Origin of the sequence: Nocardioides cavernae, assembly GCF_016907475.1 — a bacterium.
GTDB classification, from domain to species: domain Bacteria; phylum Actinomycetota; class Actinomycetes; order Propionibacteriales; family Nocardioidaceae; genus Nocardioides; species Nocardioides cavernae.
Window position 1 is genome coordinate 2,556,482 of sequence record NZ_JAFBCA010000001.1, and the last position, 20,823, is coordinate 2,577,304.

The 20,823-nt window shown below is 73.5% G+C and carries 23 protein-coding genes; 5 read left to right on the top strand and 18 right to left on the bottom strand.

The annotated features are described in order from the left end of the window. Positions 1-118: 118 nt before the first annotated feature. From JOD65_RS11965 to JOD65_RS11975, 3 genes are all read left to right on the top strand, one after another. Positions 119-595: a DUF6325 family protein gene (locus JOD65_RS11965; RefSeq protein ID WP_204811129.1), complete on the top strand. Its 477-nt coding sequence runs from the start codon at positions 119-121 to the stop codon at positions 593-595. A 23-nt stretch (positions 596-618) separates the two neighbouring features. Next, positions 619-909: an SHOCT domain-containing protein gene (locus tag JOD65_RS11970; RefSeq protein WP_191196957.1), complete on the top strand. Its 291-nt coding sequence runs from the start codon at positions 619-621 to the stop codon at positions 907-909. 132 nt (positions 910-1,041) lie between these two features. After that, positions 1,042-1,404, top strand: a complete 363-nt coding sequence (locus tag JOD65_RS11975) for a hypothetical protein (RefSeq protein ID WP_191196958.1) — start codon at positions 1,042-1,044, stop codon at positions 1,402-1,404. 47 nt (positions 1,405-1,451) lie between these two features. Here the strand turns inward: JOD65_RS11975 and JOD65_RS11980 are convergent, their stop codons facing one another. From JOD65_RS11980 to JOD65_RS11990, 3 genes are all read right to left on the bottom strand, one after another. Further along, the gene (locus tag JOD65_RS11980) at positions 1,452-1,886 is read right to left on the bottom strand and encodes a DUF7144 family membrane protein (protein WP_191196959.1); all 435 of its coding nucleotides are present in this window, start codon (positions 1,884-1,886) and stop codon (positions 1,452-1,454) included. Positions 1,887-1,980: 94 nt separating this feature from the next. Further along, entirely contained in the window at positions 1,981-2,508 is a 528-nt protein-coding gene (locus JOD65_RS11985) for a DUF1269 domain-containing protein (protein WP_191196960.1), read from the bottom strand. Between the two features lie 10 nt (positions 2,509-2,518). Then, positions 2,519-3,346 (bottom strand): class II glutamine amidotransferase, encoded by an 828-nt coding sequence (locus tag JOD65_RS11990; protein WP_204811131.1) that lies wholly within the window; start codon positions 3,344-3,346, stop codon positions 2,519-2,521. Between the two features lie 179 nt (positions 3,347-3,525). Here JOD65_RS11990 and JOD65_RS11995 point away from each other — a divergent pair, with 179 nt between their 5' ends. Beyond that, positions 3,526-5,046 (top strand): peptide ligase PGM1-related protein, encoded by a 1,521-nt coding sequence (locus JOD65_RS11995; RefSeq protein WP_191196962.1) that lies wholly within the window; start codon positions 3,526-3,528, stop codon positions 5,044-5,046. Positions 5,047-5,060: 14 nt separating this feature from the next. Then, the gene (locus tag JOD65_RS12000) at positions 5,061-5,564 is read left to right on the top strand and encodes a hypothetical protein (protein WP_191196963.1); all 504 of its coding nucleotides are present in this window, start codon (positions 5,061-5,063) and stop codon (positions 5,562-5,564) included. A gap of 28 nt (positions 5,565-5,592) precedes the next feature. Here JOD65_RS12000 and JOD65_RS12005 read toward each other — a convergent pair whose 3' ends face one another. From JOD65_RS12005 to JOD65_RS12075, 15 genes are all read right to left on the bottom strand, one after another. Then, positions 5,593-6,711, bottom strand: a complete 1,119-nt coding sequence (locus JOD65_RS12005; protein WP_191196964.1) for an aminopeptidase P family protein — start codon at positions 6,709-6,711, stop codon at positions 5,593-5,595. Then, complete coding sequence (locus JOD65_RS12010) at positions 6,708-8,210, bottom strand: MFS transporter (RefSeq protein ID WP_191196965.1); 1,503 nt, start codon at positions 8,208-8,210, stop codon at positions 6,708-6,710. The genes JOD65_RS12005 and JOD65_RS12010 overlap by 4 nt, the downstream gene beginning before the upstream one ends. A 117-nt stretch (positions 8,211-8,327) precedes the next feature. Then, the gene (locus JOD65_RS12015) at positions 8,328-8,894 is read right to left on the bottom strand and encodes an ion channel (protein ID WP_191196966.1); all 567 of its coding nucleotides are present in this window, start codon (positions 8,892-8,894) and stop codon (positions 8,328-8,330) included. A gap of 79 nt (positions 8,895-8,973) precedes the next feature. Then, a complete protein-coding gene (locus JOD65_RS24025; protein ID WP_191196967.1) occupies positions 8,974-11,073 on the bottom strand; it encodes a SpoIIE family protein phosphatase in 2,100 nt (699 codons plus the stop codon). A 105-nt stretch (positions 11,074-11,178) separates the two neighbouring features. Beyond that, positions 11,179-11,811, bottom strand: coding sequence for an isopentenyl-diphosphate Delta-isomerase (gene idi, locus JOD65_RS12025; RefSeq protein WP_191196968.1), 633 nt, complete (start codon positions 11,809-11,811; stop codon positions 11,179-11,181). Continuing rightward, on the bottom strand, positions 11,808-12,848 hold the full coding sequence (locus JOD65_RS12030) for an NAD(P)/FAD-dependent oxidoreductase (protein ID WP_191196969.1): 1,041 nt from the start codon (positions 12,846-12,848) through the stop codon (positions 11,808-11,810). Before JOD65_RS12030 ends, idi begins: the two co-directional genes overlap by 4 nt. After that, complete coding sequence (locus JOD65_RS12035; RefSeq protein WP_191196970.1) at positions 12,841-13,404, bottom strand: isoprenylcysteine carboxyl methyltransferase family protein; 564 nt, start codon at positions 13,402-13,404, stop codon at positions 12,841-12,843. Before JOD65_RS12035 ends, JOD65_RS12030 begins: the two co-directional genes overlap by 8 nt. Then, positions 13,401-14,465 (bottom strand): type III polyketide synthase, encoded by a 1,065-nt coding sequence (locus JOD65_RS12040; protein ID WP_191196971.1) that lies wholly within the window; start codon positions 14,463-14,465, stop codon positions 13,401-13,403. The genes JOD65_RS12035 and JOD65_RS12040 overlap by 4 nt, the downstream gene beginning before the upstream one ends. Position 14,466: 1 nt before the next feature. Then, on the bottom strand, positions 14,467-15,684 hold the full coding sequence (locus JOD65_RS12045; protein ID WP_191196972.1) for an NAD(P)/FAD-dependent oxidoreductase: 1,218 nt from the start codon (positions 15,682-15,684) through the stop codon (positions 14,467-14,469). Next, on the bottom strand, positions 15,681-16,523 hold the full coding sequence (locus JOD65_RS12050) for a UbiA family prenyltransferase (protein ID WP_191196973.1): 843 nt from the start codon (positions 16,521-16,523) through the stop codon (positions 15,681-15,683). Before JOD65_RS12050 ends, JOD65_RS12045 begins: the two co-directional genes overlap by 4 nt. Further along, the gene (locus JOD65_RS12055; RefSeq protein WP_191196974.1) at positions 16,520-17,386 is read right to left on the bottom strand and encodes a phosphatase PAP2 family protein; all 867 of its coding nucleotides are present in this window, start codon (positions 17,384-17,386) and stop codon (positions 16,520-16,522) included. Before JOD65_RS12055 ends, JOD65_RS12050 begins: the two co-directional genes overlap by 4 nt. Next, the gene (locus tag JOD65_RS12060; protein ID WP_191196975.1) at positions 17,383-17,883 is read right to left on the bottom strand and encodes a glycosyl-4,4'-diaponeurosporenoate acyltransferase CrtO family protein; all 501 of its coding nucleotides are present in this window, start codon (positions 17,881-17,883) and stop codon (positions 17,383-17,385) included. The genes JOD65_RS12055 and JOD65_RS12060 overlap by 4 nt, the downstream gene beginning before the upstream one ends. Beyond that, positions 17,883-19,064, bottom strand: coding sequence for a glycosyltransferase (locus JOD65_RS12065; protein WP_191196976.1), 1,182 nt, complete (start codon positions 19,062-19,064; stop codon positions 17,883-17,885). Before JOD65_RS12065 ends, JOD65_RS12060 begins: the two co-directional genes overlap by 1 nt. Next, the gene (locus tag JOD65_RS12070) at positions 19,061-20,464 is read right to left on the bottom strand and encodes a cytochrome P450 (RefSeq protein WP_191196977.1); all 1,404 of its coding nucleotides are present in this window, start codon (positions 20,462-20,464) and stop codon (positions 19,061-19,063) included. Before JOD65_RS12070 ends, JOD65_RS12065 begins: the two co-directional genes overlap by 4 nt. Then, positions 20,461-20,820 (bottom strand): lycopene cyclase domain-containing protein, encoded by a 360-nt coding sequence (locus JOD65_RS12075; RefSeq protein WP_191196978.1) that lies wholly within the window; start codon positions 20,818-20,820, stop codon positions 20,461-20,463. The genes JOD65_RS12070 and JOD65_RS12075 overlap by 4 nt, the downstream gene beginning before the upstream one ends. Positions 20,821-20,823 lie beyond the last annotated feature (3 nt).

The window sequence follows — 20,823 nt, forward strand, 5'->3', positions numbered from 1 at the left end:
CCCCGGGGTCATCCGCTGCGGGTGAAGCGGCGCGGTGCGCGCGCTCCCTAGGCTCCGAGAGGACGACCGGCCGGGTGACCGCACCGGGTCGCGTCCCCACGAGCCGCAGGAGGAGAGCATGTCCAACGACCTCGACCAGGAGACCGGTGACGACCTCGACCTGATGGGTCCGATCGACTACATCGTGGTCGAGTTCCCGGGCAGCAGGATGACGGGGGAGGGCTTCCCGATCCTGCTCGACCTCGTCGAGCGCGGGCTCATCCGCATCCTGGACCTCGCCTTCGTCACCAAGGACCCGGACGGGTCCATCCACGCGATCGACATCAGCGACGTCGACGGCGACGGGGAGCTTGACCTGACGGTCTTCGAGGGCGCCTCGTCGGGACTGCTCGACGAAGAGGACCTGGACGAGGCGGGCACCGCGCTCGAAGCGGGCAGCTCCGCGGGCATCCTCGTCTACGAGAACGTCTGGGCCGCGCCCTTCGCTCGCGCGGTGCGCCAGGGGGGCGGTCAGCTGGTCGCCAGCGGGCGCATCCCCGTCCAGGCCATGCTGGCCGCTGTCGATGCGGCCGACGCCGCCGCCTCCTCGGTCTGACCTCGAGAGAACAGGAACACGTCATGCCAGGTCTCATCCGCGGTGTCGCACGCACCGCCGCCATCGCCGGCACCGCCACGGCTGTGTCCAACCGGGTCTCGCGCCGACAGGCGGGCAGGTGGGCAGCCCAGGAGCAGCAGCAGTACGCCCAGGAGCCGCCGCCGCAGCAGTACGCGCCGCCGCCGCCGCCCCCTGCCCAGACCGGCATGGACGACAAGCTGGCGCAGCTCAAGGAGCTCGGTGAGCTGAAGACGGCCGGTGTGCTGAGCGACCTCGAGTTCGAGCAGCAGAAGGCCCGCATCCTCGCGGGTTGAGGCCCCGTCCGCCGCGTGACGTGCCGGCCCGATGGGTACTGGACCCAGCACCCCCCTGCGTAACGGCGCGAGCCTCCGCACGTTGGAGGTGCACGCGGGGCTGGCCCGCGACTCCTGAACGAGGTGGCGACGATGAGCGGCGGGTTGTGGGACTACAGGGACTCCGTCTGGGACTACCGCGAGTCAACGTGGACCCTCGACCGCGACCTCGTCGGCTACGAGGTCGAGGCCCCCGACGGCCGTCTCGGAGTCGTCGTCCGCGCCTCCAGCTCGTCTGCCGCGGCCTACCTGGTCGTCGACGCCGCCCCTGGGATCGCCGGCCTGCGTCTCGTGCCTGCCGGCGCGGTCACGTCGATGAATCACGACGGTCGCACCGTCCGGATCGCTCTCACCGGGGTCCAGCTCGCTGACGCCCCGGCCTACGAGGTCGACAGCCTGGACGACTCCGTGCGCGCCGAGCACGACCACTTCTTCGGCAACCTGGACCCCCGCTGACCGTCCCCGGCCCTCTGGCTCGGAGAACAGTCGCAGTGTCCGGAGCCCTAGTCGCGCTCGTCGTCGAAGTGGACGGTGACGGCGTAGATGACGAGGACGTCGAGGAGGATCTGGAGCCCGTACCAGACGGGGGCAGCCGAGAGGAACGCCAGGTTCGTCACGGCGCTGACGGACGCGATCACGATGGTCGCGATCCGGCTCCAGGGCCTGCGGTAGAACAGGGCGACCCCGGTGAGGAACGCCGCCGTGCCGATCGCCATGTGGGCGATGCCCCATCCGGCGTAGCTCCGGAACAGGAGCAGCTCCGACGCGTCGACGTCGTACACCCGGTTCTCCAGGAGGGCGATGAACCCGCCCAGGACGTGGAAGCCGCCCAGCAGCAGCAGCATGATGGACGCGAAGCCCAGCATGCCGGTCCACAGGGGCGAGGCTGGTGCATCGTCCGCCTCCTGGCGGTGCGACCGGGTGGCGTCACTCGTCATGGTGCTCCTCCTCGTCCCGATGCTGACGGGCACAGGCTCGCACCACTTCGGTGCGGGGGACTCACCCGGCACGGGTGACGCTCGGACGCCGGGGTCAGGTCCCCGCCGTGCCACCGTCGCGCCGGAGCTCGTCCATCGCCTCGACGATGGCCGCCGGTGCGTCCGCCGACAGCTCGGCGTGCAGCAGCACGACGTCCCCTCTCTTGAGCTCCCGCTCCATCGCGGGTCGCACCTCGTCGAGGTCCCCGTCGCTCGACAGCACGAGGAGGGCGGACGAGCCCGGGGTCAGCTGTGCGCCCAGCTCCTTGACGAACTGCTCGTCGATCCCTGACTTGCGCAGTCGCGCCGAGACGGACGCGACGCCGGCTCCGAGCGCGGCCCCGGCCACCGGCGCCAGCACGAGCATGCCCACCAGACCGCCCAGCACCGATCCCTTGCCGGCGCTCGCGGCCGTCGGGTGCTTCAGGTGCCCGATCACCGGCTCCCGTGCCTGCGGCATCCACGCGATCGTGATCGCGTCGTGGACGGTGAGGACCTTGCGCTCCTCGAGCCGCTTCAGGCGCACGGCCGCGGCCTCGGCCCCGAAGGGGGTGTCGTAGCGCCAGACCGTCAGGGCCGTCATCGTGCTCGCCTCACGAGGTCGCTGTGGCCGAGCTCGGCGACGGGGCGGGGGACGGCGAGAAGGGGTGCATCTGCTCCTGCCCGCCCCGGATGACGAGGCAGCTCGACTCCGGCACCTCGCGCCAGGCGCCCTTCAGGCTCCCCAGCGGCTCGGACACCACGAGGCGTGCGTCGTCGGACACGCGCTGGAGGGTGGGGTTGTCGGGGTGCTGGAGCCGGAGGGTGCTGACGTCGGTGTTGTGGAACAGCGACCGGGACTTGCCCTCGCTGGAGTAGCGGAACGCCCAGGTGGTCTCGCCGTCGGTGGTGGCGACCGTCATCTGGATCGGGTGCTCGACGCCGTGCCGACGTCCCGTCTCCTCGATGAAGCCGACCGCCCGGGCCACCGCGGCGGGCGGGTCCTGCTCGAGCCCGTAGGTGAGGGCGAGGAAGAAGAAGAGCTCCGAGTCCGTCGACCCCTCGATGTGGGGGAACAGCGCGGGCTCCACCTCCAGCGTCAGGTCGCGCTTGACCAAGGTGAAGTCCGCGATCGCCCCGTTGTGCATCCAGAGCCAGCGACCGTGCCGGAAGGGGTGGCAGTTGGTCTGCTGCACGGGCGAGCCGGTCGTCGCCCGGATGTGCGCGAACACCCGACCCGCGGACGCGTGGCCCGAGATCTCGCGCAGGTTGCGATCGCTCCACGCGGGCTCGGTGCTGTGGTAGATGCCCGGCTCCTCCTGGGCGCCGTACCAGCCGACCCCGAAGCCGTCGCCGTTCACGGCCTCGACCCCGAGCCGCGAGTGCCTGCTCTGCACCACGAGCGAGTTCTCCTGGGCGAAGAGCAGGTCTGCGAGGAGCACTGGCGAACCCGAGTAGGCGAGCCATCGACACATGGCGGTCTTTCCTTTCTGGTTCACAGGTCTGCCGTTCCATTCCACGCGCGGGACGGCGTCGGCGGCTCACCCGTGCGAGGTGAGGTCGGACCCGGGGCCGGGCCGTAGCGTCTGGCCGGACGACCGTCGTGCGAGTGAGGCGAGAGATGGCATCCCTGGAATCGCCGGCGTCGCTCGACCTGGCCCGGGCCCTGGCCGCGCACCGACCCGGTTCGAGGGTGGCCCACACAGTCGTGGTCCTCCCGTCCTACAGCGTCGAGCACAAGCTGCTGGCGCACTTCGGGCCGCGCATCCCGGCGCTGGAGCACCGACAGCTGCTCTCGATGCTGGTGCTCGCCCGACTCCCGCAGGCCGAGATGATCTTCGTGACGGCCGATCGCCCCACCCCGCGGGCCATCGCGTACTACCTCTCGTTCGTCGATCCGGAGCTCCGTGACGGAGTACGCGCGCGGTTCCACGTGGTGGAGGTCCCTGACGACACCCCGCGCTCGGTCACCGCCAAGCTCCTGGACCGACCGGACCTCCTCGCCACCATCCGGTCGATGACCCGCGGCCGCCTGGCGTTCATCGAGCCGTGGAACGTGACCCACCTGGAGACGGAGGTCGCGCTGCGGCTCGGGCTGCCGCTCAACGGCACGCCGGCGAGCCTGTGGCCGCTGGGGTTCAAGAGCAACGGCCGCCGGATCATGCGCGAGGCCGGCGTGCCGCTCGCTCCGGGTCGCGAGGACGTCCGCAGCGTCGACGACGTCGTCGCCGCCGTCGACTCCGTCCGGCAGGAGCGCCCCGACGCCCTCGGGGCGGTGGTCAAGCTGGACGACAGTGCGACGGGACTCGGCAACCGCGTGTTCCGGTTCGCGGACGTCCCCGGCCCGACACTGCTCCGTGCGGCCGTCGAGTCCCTGGGACCGGAGTACCTCTCCGACCTCGCCTCCGGAGCCGTCGTCGAGGAGCTCCTGACGGGGGAGGAGCTCGCCAGCCCGAGCGTGCAGGGCGACATCACGCCGGGAGGTGGCGTGGACGTCATCTCGACGCACGAACAGCTCCACGACGGCACGCACCGACAGGCCTACGCGGGGTGCCGGTTCCCCGCGACGCGTGACTACCGCAGCGACCTCGCGGCGTACGGCGCCTCCGTCGGCCGGCTGCTGGCGGACCGGGGCGCCATGGGCCGGTTCGGCGTCGACTTCGCCGCGACCCGTACGTCGTCCTCGCGGTGGCGCCTCCACGGTCTCGAGATCAACCTGCGCAAGAGTGGCACCACGCACCCGCTCTCGCTGCTCCACAACCTGACGTCCGGCCGCTACGACGGCGTCGCCGGCACCTGGACCCTCGAGGACGGATCCCGACGCTGCTACTCCGCGACGGACAACCTCGCCGACCCGGCCTGGCGCGGGCGCTCGGAGAGCGAGGTCATCGAGGCCGTCGATCGTGCGGGTCTGACCTTCGACCGGCGCCGAGGCGTCGGTGCCGTCCTCCACATGCTCAACGGCCTGGCGTCCGGCGGCGTGGTGGGACTGACGACGATCGGCCGCTCGGTCGACCACGCGCAGCGGCTCCACGACACAGCGGTCGCGGCGATCAGGGCAGGACCAGGACCACCGGGTCCGGCCGGCGCCACGAGAAGCGCGTTGCCCCGCAGCATGCATGACGAGAGGATCGACGCGTGAGTCAGGATCGAACCGTGAGTGACGGTCACCGCCGCAGGGCCGCGGACTCCTTGGCACGCCGCGACCCCGGCTCCATCCTCTACGGCGCCGTGATCACGGCCGCTTCCCTGGCCGCCGTGAGCGCGAACCTCTCGCACGTCCAGCGGGTCGCGCTCAGCGTCGTTGCCGTCGTCTTCGTGTACTGGCTGGCCCACGTGTACACCGAGACCCAGGAGATGCTCTTCGAGGGTGACCGCCGACCGCTCTACCGCCGCACCCCGCACGCAGCGGCCAAGGAGGTGTTCATCCTCGTCGGTGCCGTGCCCGCCGTCGTCGTCTACCTCGCGCTCGACCTGCTGGGCCTCTCCGCCAGCGGCGCCGCCTACTGGGCGCTGTGGTTCTCCGTGGCGTTCCTCGCCCTGATCGGCTACCTCGGCGCCCACCGGGCGGACATCCGGGGCTGGCGGCTCGTGCTCGAGTCGGCCGGGGCGGCCTCGCTGGGCCTCCTCGCCGTGCTGGGCAAGCTGTTCCTGCACTGAGCACCGGTGCAGCGACGGGAGGAGCCCGTCATCCGACGATCTGCAGCGCGCGATCCGTGTTGTTGAGGCGCCGCCCAGCGGTGTCGGTGACCGTGACGATGTCCTCGATGCGCACCCCGAACCGGCCGGCGAGGTAGATGCCGGGCTCCACCGAGAAGCACATGCCCGGGACCAGCGGCTGCTCCTCGCCCTCGATCATGTACGGCGGCTCGTGCGTCGTGGTGCCGATGCCGTGGCCGGTGCGGTGGATGAACTGCTCGCCGTACCCCGCGTCCGTGATCACCGCGCGAGCCGCCCGGTCGACCTCCTGGCACGCGACGCCGGGCCGGACGGCGTCGACGCCGGCCTGCTGGGCGAGCCGCACGACCTCGTGCACCTCGCGGATGTCGTCGGACGGCTCGCCGACGCAGACGGTGCGGCTGGTGTCCGACCCGTAGCCGAACATCAGGCCACCGAAGTCGAGCACCACGCAGTCGCCGACCTCGATCGTCCGGTCGCCGGCCTCGTGGTGCGGGTTGGCGCCGTTGGGTCCCGACCCGACGACCGTGAAGTCGACCTGCTCGTGACCGTGCTCGCGCAGCAGCTCGGCGAGGTCGGCGGCCACGTCGGTCTCCTTCCGCCCCGAGAACCGCACGCCCAGGATCTGCTCGTACGTCGCGTCTGCGGCTGCGCCCGCCGCCTCGAGCCGTCCGAGCTCGTTGGCGTCCTTGACGGCGCGGAGCATCGGCAGCCGCGTCGTCATCGAGTCGTACGTCGTGTGCGGCAGCCCTGTCTGGAGAGCCAGCAGGTGCATGGCCCACGCGCCGTCGGAGATCGCGTAGCGACCGTCGGGACGCAGCAGCGTGCTCGCCGCGGTGTACGGGTCGGCGCCGTCGAGCCAGTCGACGACGGTGGTGGCGGCGGTGCCGTCGGCGCGCTCGGCGTCCGGCCGCTCCAGGGTCGGCACGAGCAGGGTCGGCTCGCGGTCGGTGGTGAGGACGAGCAGCGTCAACCGTTCGGTGATCGCGGTCGGTTGGTAGCCGGTCAGCCACACCAGGTCCGGGCCGGGCGTCACCAGCAGACCGTCGACGCCGGCGGCCCCACCGTCGGCCACGACCCGTGCCATCCGCGCGGCGTAGTCGTCCCGCGTGAAGGGCACCGCGCTCATGACCCGCTCCCCGAGGCCGTGGTCGGGATGGTGTGCAGGTGCGCCGCTGCCGCGGCGGCGGCGTCCCGAGCGGTGCCCTCGGTGGCCTTGTGCCGGCGGATCGCGACCAGGGCGAGGAGGATGCCGAGCGCACTGATCACCGTCATCAGCCAGGAGGCTGCGGCCAGGCCGGAGGCCAGGGCGTCGCCCGCGCTGGCGCCGTCGTCGAGCTGGTTGGTCTGGACGGTGGCGTAGATCGTGGCGCACAGGGCGGTCGCGACCGCCGCGCCGACGTACCGCGCCATGTTGGAGACCCCCGAGGCCCCGCCGACCTGCTCCTGCGGCACCGACGCGGTCGCTGCGGACGACGCGGGCCCGTTGGAGAGACCCATGCCGACGGCGATCGCCAGCACGGGGAGCAGGAAGGCGGCGTACGCCCACGTCGAGTCGGTGAAGCCGATCCACGCGAAGCCGACCGCCATCAGGATGAAGCCGACGCCGATCACCTGACGGCCGCCCAGCTTGTTGGCCAGCCTGGGCACGAGTGGGGCGACCACCACGAGGCCGACGGTCGCCGGCAGGGTCGCGATGCCGGCCTCGAGCGGGCTGAAGCCGAGCGCCGCGGGGTTCTGGAAGTAGAGGCTCAACAGGTACATCAGCCCGTTGATCGTGCCGGCGCCGATGAGGATCGCCAGGGTCGAGCCGACCAGGATCCGGTTGCGCAGCAGCGCGAGGTCGAGCAGCGGCACCGCGACGCGCTGCTCGGTCCGGATGAAGAGGAAGCCGGCGACGACCGAGGCGGCGAAGCAGCCGAGCGTCGCGGCGGAGATCCAGCCCCAGTCGCCGCTCTTGGTGAAGCCGTAGATCAGCGGTGCGAGCGTGAGCGCGATCAGCACGGTGCCGAGGTAGTCGATCGAGCGTGGCCGCGCCTCGTCGCGGGACTCCTGGACCGTCGCGAAGGTCAGCGCCATGCAGGCGACGGCGACACCGGCGTCGATCCAGAAGAGGCCCTGCCAACCGGTGACGTCCACGAGGACGCCGCCGAGCAGGGGACCTGCGGCCGCGCCGACCGCGGCGGCGGCGCCCCACAGGGACACGAACTTCAACCGTTGGTCCCCTGACGTCGCGACCGTCAGGAGGCTCAGGCCGCAGGCCAGGATCGTGGCTCCGGCCGCACCCTGGATCACCCGCCCTGCGATCACCATCCCGCCGGACTCGGCCAGCGCGATCAGCACGCACGAGACCACGAAGAGCGCCAGGCCGAGCTGGAAGACCTTCTTGCGCCCGAGCACGTCACCCAGCGAGCCGGACGTGATGATCACTGCGGCACCGACGAGCGAGTAGCCGGTCACGGCCCACTGCAGCGTGTCGACACCCATGCCGGTGTCCTCGCTGATCGCAGGCAGCAGGATGCTCACCGCCGAGGTGTTCGCGTTCACCACCAGGGTGGAGATGCAGGTGGCTGCGAGCACCCCGCCAGCCGTGGTCCTGCTGGTCCTGCTTGTGGCCACGTCACTCATCGAGATCCCTCCGGTCACGGACCAGGCCCACGCCGTTCCGCGGCCGACGGTACGGGCGGCTCCGACCCACTGCCCTCACCCGCGGTGGGCGATTGCCGGACCAGTCACCGTTGCCGTTCAGACGACGGGGTGGTCCCGATCCCCGATGTCGGCCTGGCCCCCGCGACGAGCGATGCCGCGTCGCGCCGCCGAGGTGAGCAGCCTGATCCCCAACCCGAGCACCACGAGGTTGAGGAGCATCTGCGCGGTCACCAACAACATCATGCTCTCGCTGGACGCGACGATGTCCCCGAATCCGACCGTCGCGAAGACCGTGACCGTGAAGTACAGCGCCGTGACGTGGTCGAGGGTGCGGGAGAAGCCCGCCGGGTCGTTCTCCGAGTTCGCCAGGTAGATCCGCGCGAAGATCAGCAGGTACACCGGGACCAGCACTGCGAGGGCCTCGATCGCGCGCAGGACGGGATGCCGGGACCGGATGATCGCCGGGACCTGCGCGCCGACGATGGCGACGAAGACGCACAGCTGCAGGACCAGCCACCAGATCTCGAATCCGTCGGCCTGCCTCGTCGGGATCAGGAAGTACGTCGCGAACAGCAGCGACACCGTCACCACCACCCGGCTCAGCACGATCAGTCCCTGCGCCCAGACCTGTCGTCGGGAAGCCACGACCCCGGGCTGGCTCATGCGGCGCACCTCCCTGTCCGCGACGAGGATCCGGCATGCCTCGCCGCACTCGCCTCCCCCCGGGTGGGTGATCGGGGGGTCAGGGGCCGTCGGGAGCCCAGCGGACGACGAGCAGGGCGACGTCGTCCTCCTGCTCCTCGCGCGCCATCCCGCTCAGCAGCCGGTCACAGAGGTGGTCGAGGTCGGACGTCTCGGGAGCCACCTCGGCGAGCAGGCGCTCCAGCGCCTCGATGCCGTCCTCGATGTCGCGGTCACGGCGCTCGACGAGCCCGTCGGTGTAGAGCACGAGGGTGGCGCCGGCCTCCAGCGCCACCGCACCCTCGTGGCGGGCGGCTGCGGGGTCGAAGCCGAGCAGCAGGTCGTTGGCGTCTGCGTCCGCGAGCCGGGTCACGATCCCGTCGTGGTCGACGAGCAGCGCCGGCGGGTGCCCGGCGTGGGACCAGCGCAGCAGGACCTGGGCCGAGCCGTCGCCTCCCGGGCCGACCTCCTCGAAGCGGGCCACGACCGCGGTGGCGGTGGTCTCGAGCTGCAGCGACTGCATGACCGTGTCGAGGCCGGACAGGATCGCGGCGGGCGCGTCGCCGCTGTGCACGGCGATGCCGCGCAGCAGGCCGCGCACCTGCCCCATCGCGGCGGCCGCCTCCACGTCGTGGCCGACGACGTCGCCGACGACGACCACGATGTCGGGTGTCCGGGTCGCGGCGTCGCCCTGCAGGAAGGCGTCGTACCAGTCGCCGCCGATGCGGGCGGCCTCGCCGGCGGGTGTGTAACGGGTCGCGACCTGCAGTCCCCGGCGCTGCGGCGGCGCGGTGAGCATGCTGCGCTGCAGGGCCTCGGAGACGTCGCGCTGCGACTCGTAGAGGCGGGCGTTGTCGAGCGCCAGCGCCGCGCGGGCGCCGATGTCCTCGAGGAGGGCGACGTCGTCGGTGGTGAACGGGGTGCGGTGGATGTCGCGGAAGGCGCTGACCACGCCGACCGTCCGGCCGCGGGCCCGCAGCGGGACGACCGCGGCCGAGAACGGCGCCAGGCGGCGCAGCAGGTCGCGGGCCGTGCCGGGCTCGAGCACCGCCGCCACGGCCTCGGACGCAGAGGACTCCATCAGCACCGGCGTCATCTCCCGGATCGCCTGGGCGAGGTAGGAGCTGTCGGTCATCGCGCGCAGCCGTCGGGCGGCGTAGTCGCGCAGGACGTCCTCCATGGCGGGGTCGCGGTGCGACCAGCCGACGTCGCGCAGCCCGCGTCGCCAGTCGGTGGCGTGCGGGTCCTCGACGAGGGTCACCAGGCACCAGTCGGCGAGCTCGGGCACCAGACGGGTGGCCAGCCGGCTGACGCCCTCGGTGGGGTCGAGCGTCGCGGTGAGGGCTTCTGACACCGACGCCAGCAGCGCGAGGCGGTGCGCGGAGCGGTCCAGCGCCTCCTGGGCGTCGCGCCGGGCCGTGATGTCGACGAAGTAGACGGCGAGGCCCTCGGGGGAGGGCCAGGCACGCACCTCGTACCAGGCGTCCAGCGGTGGCGGGTACCAGGCCTCGAAGGTCACCGGCTCGCCCGACGCGACGGCGCCGCGGTAGTGCTCCTCGAAGGAGCTGCCCACGGCCGCGGGGAACGACTCCCAGATGCTGGCGCCGATCAGGTGGACGCGCGTCGCGCCCAGCAGCCGCTCGGCCTCGGAGTTGACGTAGGTGAAGCGCCACTCCCGGTCGAGCTGGAAGAACGCGGACGACATCGACTCGAGCACGCGGCCCACGCGGGCCTCGCCCTCGCGCACCTCGGTGGTGTCGTACGCCGCCCCGACCAGGCGTACGGGTGGGCCGTCGGGCTGGTCGGCGAAGGCGTGGCCGCGCGCCTCGATCCACCGCAGGGACCCGTCGGGCAGGACCACGCGGTACTCCGCGTCGTAGTCACCGCACGTCGCGATGGCGCGCTGCAGCGCGTCCGAGACGCGGCCGACGTCGTCGGGGTGCACGCAGCGGTTGAAGGCCTCGATGGTCCCGCCGAAGCTCTCCTCGTCGAGGCCGAACAGCTCGAGGAGCCGATCGTCCCAGCGGAGGTCGCCGGTGACGAGGTCCCAGACGAACGCACCGACGCCGGCGGCCTCGACGGCGAGCCGCCACGCGAGGCGGTCGCTCTCCGCGTCGAGGACGGTCCGCGAGGTCGGCGGCGGGAGGTCGTCGTCGGTCACAGGTCCTTCTCATGCCAGCTCAAGCAAGGTCGGCGGCCCACGTTCGTCGACGCGCGCGCTCAGGGTGCCACACGCGGGGCCGCGGCGGCACCGAACGACGCAACCTCAGGGCCGGCCTTGGACGACCCGCACGGCGGGCGGGAGCTCCTGGATGTCGGCGGCCGCTGCCGACACCGGGTCGGCGGGCAGCTGGGCGACCTGTTCGCGGCACCAGACGGACACCGCGCGGCTGCCGTCGAGCACCGCGGCGCGGAACGGCAGCCACGGCTCCCACCGGGCGTCGCCGACCTCGTCGGGGTCGGCGGAGACAGTCCCGGCGGCAGCCTCGGAGACAAGGCCGACGAACACCGGGCACATCTCGTTCTCCACCACGCCGTCCTGCTCTGCGCGGTAGCGGAAGCGGGGCAGCACGAGCCGCAGGTCGGTGACGGTGGTGCCGAGCTCCTGCTCGACGCGACGGCGTACGGCTTCCTCGAGCGGCTCGCCGGGAGCAGGGTGACCGCAGCAGCTGTTGGTCCACACGCCGGGGAAGGTGCGCTTGTGCAGCGCCCGCTGGGTCACCAGCACGTTGCCGGCGTCGTCGAAGAGGTAGCACGAGAAGGCCAGGTGCAGCGGGGTGTCGGAGTGGTGGACACCCGCCTTGTCGGCGGTGCCGACGGCCTGCCCGTCCTCGTCGAGCAGCACCACCAGCTCGGGCGTGACGGTGTCGGTCGTGCTGCTGGAGTCGGTTGTGGTCATGCGGGCCTCCCCACGGGTCGGGCGAGCTGGTTGACGGCGGTGTCGAAGAGCCACGGCAGTCGGGACGCTGCCGGGACGAGGCGCCTGCGGACGGCGGAGTGGGCGGTGGCCCGCAGGAGGGCGTGCGTGAGGAGCTCGTGGCGCAGCCCCAGCCGGCCGGCCAGCCGGTCGTAGCGGTCGGTGCGACCGTCGGCGATGCACGCGACTGCGACGCGCGCCTGCGCCAGGCCGAGGGCGATGCCCTCGCCGGTGAGGGCGTCGACGTAGCCCGCGGCGTCGCCGACGAGGAGGACCCGTCCGGCCGACCGCGAGCGTGCGCGCTGGCGCAACGGACCCGCGCCCATCACCCGCGTGCGCGGACCGGTGAGCCGCTGCTGGAGCAGCGGGAAGTCGTCGATGAGGTCCTCGAAGCGCGAGCCGGCCGCACCGAGGACGGCCACGCCGACGAGGTCGTCGTCGACCGGGGTCACGTAGGCCTCGGCGCGCGGCGACCAGTGCACCTCGACGTACGACGACCACGGTGCCTGCTGCACGTGGCAGCGCAGCCCGAAGCGGCGCCGACCGGCGACGGGCACGTCGAGCCCGACGAGGCGGCGTACCGGCGAGTGCAGGCCGTCGGCGGCGACGAGGTGCCGGGCCGGCTCACCGTCGACGAGCAGGTGGTCGCCGGCGTCGTCGACCCGTGCCACGGGGCGGGGGTCGATGGCGATGCCGGCCGCGGAGACCCGGTCGGCCAGCGCGTCGTGCAGCACGGTGCGGCGAACGCCGCGTCCGGGCCCGCGGGCGAACCTCGCCGTCGCCCCGGGACCGTCGGCGCTGCCGTCGAGGTAGCGGATCCCGGTCAGCTCGCGGCCGTGCGGGCGGACGTCGAGGGCGGCCAGCTCGGCGACGGCCCCGGGCATCAACCCCTCGCCGCACGCCTTGTCGATCGGGCCGGTGCGGGGCTCGCGCACGACGACGGAGAGCCCGGCGCGGTGGGCGTGCAGCGCCACGGCGAGGCCGACCGGACCGCCGCCGGCCACCACGAGGTCATGCACCGGCGGCCTCCGTCCGTGGCTCGGTGGGCGCGTCGGCACGCGGCAGGGTGGCGAGCGCGGCGTCCTCCACCCGGATGCGTACGACGAGCAGCGCGGCGTTGAGGACGGTGAAGACCAGCGCGGTGATCCAGGCGGCGTGCACGAGCGGCAGCGCGATCCCCTCGACCACGACGGCGACGTAGTTGGGGTGGCGGAGGAAACGGTAGGGACCCGACGTCACCGGCGCCATCCCCGGCACGACGATCACGCGGGTGTTCCAGCGCGGGCCGAGGGTGGCGATGCACCACCAGCGCAGGGCCTGGGACGCGATGACGAGCGCGAGCATCGACCACGCCAGCAGGGACGGCACCTGCGGCTGCCGGATCCACGCCTCCGCCAGCGCGCCGACCAGGAGTGCGGTGTGCAGCACGACCATGAACGGGAAGTGCCCGAGGCCGTGCTCGACGCCGCCGCGCTCGCGGCTCCACCGGGCGTTGCGGGTCGAGACGACGAGCTCGGCGACCCGCTCCAGGCCGACGAGCGCCACCAGGACGGTGAACGCGACGAGCCCGGTCACGCCGCGGCCCTCAGCAGCACGAGCTCGGAGCAGAAGCCCGGGCCCATCGCCATCAGCACGCCGTGGCTGCCGGGGGCGGGTGGGCGTTCGCGCAGGGTGTCCTCCAGGACGTGGAGCACCGACACCGACGACAGGTTGCCCACCCGGGCCAGCGACTCCCAGGTCAGCCGGACGGCGTCACGTGGCACCTCGAGCGCTTCCTCGAGCGCCTCGATCACCTTGGGGCCGCCGGGGTGGCACACCCACCAGCCGATGTCGGCGCGGGTGAGCCCGTGGTCGGTGAGGAAGGCGTCGACGTCGCCGCGCACGAAGCGGCCCACGAGGGTGGGCACCTCCGCGTCGAGCACGATGCGCAGGCCGTTGCCCGTGACGTCGAAGCCCATGGTGCGCTCGCTGTCGGGGTAGAGCCGGCTGCGTGAGTCGAGGACCTCGACCGGTCCCGGCCGACCGGCCCGGCCGGACTCCCCGACCGCGACGACGGCCGCCGCCCCGTCACCGAAGAGCCCGCTCGCCACGAGGTTCGGCACCGACGCGTCGTCGCGCTGCACGGTCAGCGAGCACAGCTCCACGGCGATCAGCACCGCGGTGTGGTCGGGGTGGCCCAGGAGGTAGTCGTGGACGCGGGCGATGCCGGCGGCCCCGGCCACGCAGCCGAGCCCGACGAGCGGCATCCGGCGTACGTCCTCCCGCAGCCCGACCTGGGCGGCGATGCGTGCGTCGAGCGAGGGCACGGCGAGGCCGGTCACCGTCGCGGTGACCACGAGGTCGACGTCGGACGGGGTGAGGTCGGCGGCCTTCAGCGCGTCGACGAGGGCGCGGGAGCCCAGCTCGACGGCGTGCTCGATGAAGAGGTCGTTGGCGTGCCCGAAGTCGCCGAGCCCGGCGTACTCGTCGAGTGGGAGGACCGTGTGCCGTCGCTCGACCCCGGCGTTGGCGTGGAAGCGGCGCAGCAGCGACCGGTCGAGGCTGCGCTCGGAGATGAACTGTCCGAAGGCCTCGGTGATCTCGGCCTGCGGGTGCGAGTGGGGCGGCAGTGCGCCTCGTACGGAGAGGATCCTCATGTCAGCCACCTCGGGGTGTGGGGGTCGAAGGCAGGTCGGGTGCGGGACGGGCTGGTCGACCTGGTCGGGCCATGCTGCGCAGCAGCCCGCCCGCCAGCCGGACGTCGATGCGGCCGTCGCCGAGGCCGAGCTCGACGAGCGCGTCGAAGGCGTGGCGGTCGCGGCCGGCAGCGTGGATCCCGGCGTCGACGATGCGTGGCGACTGCGCCAGCCGCGAGGCCGCCCAGGTGTGCCGCAGGTGGGAGCCCAGCAGGGCGCGTACGACGCGTCGGTGCACGGCGCCGGCTCCCGCGGGGTTGCCGGCACGCACCGCCCGTGCCGCAGTGCGACCGGCAGCGATGCCGGTGGCGACGGCGTAGTAGATCCCTTCGCCGGTCATCGGGTTGACCAGACCGGCGGCATCGCCGACGAGCAGGACCGGGCCGTCGGGCTGGTCCCACCGCCAGCTGCTCAGCGGGAGGTGGTGGCCGCGCCAGTCGTCGCCGGTGCTGGCGGCGCCGGGCACGAGCAGCTCGAGCTGGTCGAGGAGCAGGCGGCGGCTCGGCGCACCACCGTGACGCTCACCCGGCAGCAGCTCGCCGTAGCCGACGTTGGCCAGCCCGTCGCCGCGGTCGAAGGCCCAGGCGTAGGACGGCTGGCGGCGGTCGCCGTAGCGGATGACCTGCCGCCCGGCCATCTCGGGCGTCGTCGGCGCATAACCGCGGATCGCGATGGCGCGCGGCTCACGGCGCTTGCCCAGCAGCGCCGTCCGGACGAACGAGTGGGCACCGTCGGCGCCCACCACGACGTCGGCGGACACCTCGCCCGACACCACGGGGGTGTCGGTGCGCGTCAGCGAGGTGGCGCGGTGCGTGCGCAGGACCGCCCCGGCGGCCACCGCCCGCTCGACGAGCCGGGCGTCGAGCACCCGGCGCGGCACGACGTGCACCTCGCGACGCATCGGGCCGGCGACGGACACGTCGCCGTGGGCCAGCTCGAGGTCGCGCAGCGGCGCCCAGCCGTCGACCACGTCGGCGGCGCCGACCGGCGCGAGAGCGTCGAGCACGTGGGGGGCGATGCCGTCACCGCAGGACTTGTCGCGGGGGAACTCGCTGCGGTCGAGGAGCAGGACCCGCAGGCCCGGGTCCTCGGCCAGGGCGCCAAGCGCGGTCGCGGACCCGGCGGGGCCGGCGCCGACGACGACGAGGTCCCAGTGCTCGGTGGCGGTCCCGCGGCTCATCGCGCCACCACCAGGAGCACGGCGTCGACCAGCGCGATGCCGACCGCTGCGACGAAGGGGAGTCGACCGGTGCCGGCGACGACCACGACGGCCAGTGCCAGCACGACGACGGCGACCGCGACGCTGGCGGGGAGCGGCGGCGCGGCCCCGACGAGGACCACCGCGGACGCCATGACGAGGACGACGGCGGCGACGGGAGCGATGCGCCGCGGGCCGAGTCGGTGGGGGAGCCCGCGCACGCCCGTGGCGGCGTCGTCCGCCAGGTCGGGCAGCACGTTGAGGAGGTGGGCCCCCACACCGAGGAGCGCGGCGCCGACCGGCCACCACCATGGTGGTGCCTCCCCGTCGGCGAGGGTGACCACCGCGGTGAGCCCCCCGAACGACACGGCGTAGGGCGCCCACGACCACACCGTGGCCTTCAGCCCGAGGTTGTAGGCCCACGCGGACGCGACGCAGCCGACGTGCACGAGCCCGGCGGCCGGTCCGAGCGCGAACGACAGGACGAGGCAGGCCACGACGGCAGCGCCGCACGCCGCCCGGACGAGGGCGACCGAGCCGTCTCCCGTGGCCAGCGGCTTGTCACCGCGCCCCGCGGCGCGGTCGCGGGAGCGGTCGACGAGGTCGTTGCTCCACCCGATCGAGAGCTGACCTGCGAGGACAGCCGCCACCAGCACGGCGGTCGTCGTCGGGTCCAGGCCCTGCGCGACGCACAGGAGGCCGGCCAGGACGGTGACCGCGAGGGCGGGCCCGGCGTGCGCGGCACCGACGAGCACCCGCACGCGTGACGGGGCGGGCGAGCGGCCGGTGCCCACGCCGCCGGTCACGGGCCGGGTGCTCATGTCGTTCCTCCAGACGGCTCTGGCCCACCGACGAGTCGCTCCACCACGAGCGAGATCCCGACGCCGACGACCGCGACGAGCCAGCCCGCGAGCACGTCGACCACGTAGTGCTCGCCGGTGTAGACGAGGGTCAGCGCCATCGCCAGGGCGTACGCCGCCAGCAGGATGCGCGAGACCCGCGACACCGACGGCCACAGGAACAGCGCCGCCAGGAGCGCGGCGCCGGCGTGCAGGGACGGCATCGCGGCCACCGGGTTGCTGCCCGACTGGCCCAGCTGCACGAGCCGGCCGACCGCGTCGAGCCCGAGGGCCTCCCAGCCGAGGTGGGAGATGCGGTCGAGCGTGCCGATGTCACCGCGCTGGGCCGCGAGCCAGGGTGGCGCGGCCGGGTAGGCGAGGTAGCCGGCGATGCCGACCAGCGACATGGCGAGCACGGCGGTGAGCCACTGTCCGAACCGGTCGCGCAGGCGGAACCACACGACCGCGGTGATGAGCGGGATGGTGACGAAGTGGGTGACGTAGACGAGCGTCGCCACGACGTCGTACCAGTGCGGGGAGCCGTCGACGAGGCGGGCCTGCAGCCAGACGCTGGGCACCGCTCCCAGCAGCGTCTCGTCGGCGCGGGCGGGGCCCAGCACGTGCAGGCCGGCGCCGAGCCGGTTGGTGTCGGCGCCGTCACCGACCCCGAGCGGTGCGGTGATCCACTGCGCGAGCCAGTACGCCACCAGGATCGCGCTCAGCGGGGACCACGCGATCAGCAGCTGGGCGATCGGGCCATGGCGGGAGTCCTCGGCGGCCGCGACCTCGCCCTCCGGCGCCACCGTGGCGTCGGCGCGGGACCGTGAGGTCGCGGGGCTGGTCATGTCGTGCTCCGCCGGCGTGAGACGCGCCCGAGCAGGGCCTGGGTCCGGAAGCGGTTGTAGCGCTGGACGGCGATGAACGGCAGGTTGACCAGGACGCCGTAGGCGCCGAGCAGGACCGCCGCCAGGGGCGGGTTCCAGAGGACGAAGAGCGGGCTGCACCACAGCGCCCACCAGTGCCCCAGCTCGGCGCGGCGGGTCTCGCGCACGAAGAGGTCGAGGCCCTCGGCGTGGAGCGCAGGCAGCTCGCGCTTGCTGACGCCGCCCTCGAACAGGGCGCCCGCCTCGGGCAACCGGTCCTTCCAGCGGTGGATGTGGAGCCGTCGGCGGTACCAGCGGCCGCGGTCCTCGAAGCGGCGCTCCCTCAGCCCCCAGCCGTCGCTCGACAACCGCTCGTCGCCCAGCCGGTGGGCGGCGTAGCCCGTGGCGGCGTGGAAGACGCCCCACGCGACGACGTCGACGACGATCGTGACGGTCTGCGGCATGACGAGTCGGAGCATCAGGCCACCCCCTCCCCGGACCGGCTGCCGGCGAGGGAGACGTCGCGGCCCCGCCACTGCACCGATCGGCGGACGACGGTGAGGGTGAGCGAGCGCGCGAAGACGAGGTCGAAGGCCAGGAGGGGCACGGGGAACAGTGTCCACGCCCACCACCGGAACGAGCCGGCGCGGCGCAGCATCCAGCGCAGCTGCAGGGCCACGGCGGCGTACGCCACCGCCCACAGCAGGGGACTGCCGGCCAGCAGCGGCGCCCCACTCCCGGTGACTGCGACGAGGAGGGACAGGACGGCTCCGACGGCGACGGCGTGGTGGGCGCTGATCCACGCCACGGTGGCGGCGGTCGCCGACGGCGCTGCGTCGGCCGCCCCGGAGGCGATGTTCTTGGTCCACCCGGCAACGAGCTGCGCCGGGCCGCCGGGATAGCTGCGCATGCGCACCGCGTCGCCCCCGACCGCGCACCAGACCGGCAGTCCCGCCCGGTGGTAGGCGGCGGCGAGCGCGGCGTCGTCGAGGATGTCGGCGCGGACGGCCTCGTGCCCGCCCGCGCGCCCGTGGTCCTCGCGGGAGGTCAGCAGGCACGGCCCGAACGCCATCGGCGCGCGGCTCGCGCGGACCCGGCCGCGACGGGTGAAGGCCCCGCTGGCCATCAGCGCGACGACGTTGAAGTGGGCCGACAGCTGCTCGTAGGGGCGGACGACGTCGTGGTGCGGCTGCACCGACACGAGCCCGCCGTGCCGCGTGTGCGCGGCGAGCAGGCCCGCGAGGGCACCCGGTCGGAGGACGGTGTCGGCGTCGAGGAAGAGCAGGAGGTCGCCCGTCGTCGCCGCGGTGCCGGTGTGGCAGGCCCAGGCCTTGCCGGTCCACCCGGGGGGTGGCGTGCCGGCCGGCACGACTCTGGCGCCGCCCGCTCGTGCCACGGCGGCGGTCGCGTCGCGTGACGCGTCGTCCACCACGACGACCTCGTGGACCTCCGGCAGCTGCTCGGCCACCGACCGCAGCAGCGCCGGCAGCGTCTGCTCCTCGTCACGCGCCGGGACCACCACTGACACCGATACCTGACCGCCCGTCGGGGCGTCGGCCGGCGGGAGGGTGCGGAGGTCGGCCACCAGCCGTTGCGCCCACACCGCCGCTCCGAGGAGCAGCAACGCGAGCGCGAGGTCGACGAGGAGGGCAGCCGTCACGGCGTGCCCGTCCGTCGTACGACGAGCGGCATGCCGCCGCGGGGGTGGACGGCGACCTTGGCCTCCGCCACCGGCCGCACCCAGCCGCCCGGGCCGCCGGGCACCTCGATGCGGTGGTCGCGCAGCAGCTCGGCGAGGACCACGACCATCTCGCCGAGCGCGAACTCCCGCCCGATGCACAGCCGCGGTCCCTGGCCGAACGGCAGGTAGCCGGTGCGGGCGGTGCCGTCGAGGAAGCGCTCGGGACGGAAGGCCTCGGGCTCGGGCCAGAGGTCGGGGCGCCGGTGGACCAGCCAGGGGCTGATGATGGCGAGCGTGCCGGCCGGGACCTGCCGCCCGCCGACCTCGTCGTCGCGGTCCGAGCGGCGGGAGACGGCCCAGGCCGGTGGATAGAGGCGCAGCGCCTCGTCGACCACCGCACGCGTCCACGGCAGGCGCTCGCGGTGCCCCACGAGCGGGACCGGCCCGGGATGGGCGTCGAGCTCGGCGCGCACGCGCTCCTGCGCCTCCGGGTGCTCCGCGAGCAGCATGAGCGTCCAGGCGAGCGCGGCCGCCACGGTCTCGTGGCCGGCGATGACCATCGTGACGAGCTCGTCGCGGATCTCACCGTCGCCCATGCCGCTGTCGAGCAGCAGCCCGAGGAGGTCGTCGCCATGATGCGGCGTCCCGCCGGCGCGGGCGTTGCGGGCCCGCCGCTCGGCGATGATCGCGGCGGCGCCGGCGTCGAGGCGGCGCCGCGCGGAGCGCAGCCGGAGGTTGGTCCGGGTCGGGGTCCACTCGGCGCGGGGGAGGATCGAGCGGCCGAGCCGCACCACCAGGTCGGCGGCCTCGCTCGTCGCCGCGAGCAGGTCGTGGGCCTGGTCGGAGAGGTCGGTGCTGAAGAGCGCGCGGCCGACCGCGTCGAGGCCGATGGTGTGGGTCAGGGCCGCCATGTCGACGACGGCTCCGTCCGCGACCGCGTCGGCGTGCGGTCCGCCCAGTCGTGCCGCGATCGCGGTGCGGGCGGCCGCGGCCACCTCGTCGCCCACCGCCTCCAGGCGCTGGTGGTGGAAGGCCGGGGCGGCGAGCCGCCGGTGGTCGATCCAGCTGGGCTCGGCCGAGGCGAGCAGGCCGGGACCGGTGACGCGCGCCAGGGCGGCGTACTGGACGGTGTCCTTGCCCCAGCTTCGCGCCGAGGTCTGGAGCACGTGCCTGACGTCGGCCGGGTCGTTGAGCAGCAGCGCCGGTGCGCCGGGCACCGGGAAGGAGACGGTGTCGCCGTAGTGCTGGGACACCTCGTCGAGGAACGTCAGCGGGTCGGCGCGGATCGAGCGGAAGGCCCGGGCCATGTCCCACGACGTCGGTCCCGGCACGCCGACGTCGGTCGGCTGCATCGCCTGCAGGCGGGTCGCGACGCTCATCCCAGCGCCCGATCGCTGGACCGGTCGTCGGTCCTGTCGCGTCGGCGGCCCAGCCACGTCCACACGATGCAGCTCCACAGCACCAGCCCGAAGCCGAACATCAGGTCCTCGACCGGTGCGTAGAACAGGCGGCCGTCACCCAGGACAGTGATCTGCCCGCTGCCGATGATGGCGTCACCGGAGTAGCGCACGATGCCGCGGCCGGTCAGCCAGCCGTTGGTGAGGAGCTGGAAGAACACGATGATCGCGTAGGCGGACCACCAGTCGCGGGTCGAGGTCAGTCGCGTGCGGACGACCCAGCGGTCCAGCACGACGGCCAGCGGCACGCAGAGGAGGGCGATGGCGGTGTAGGTCACGTG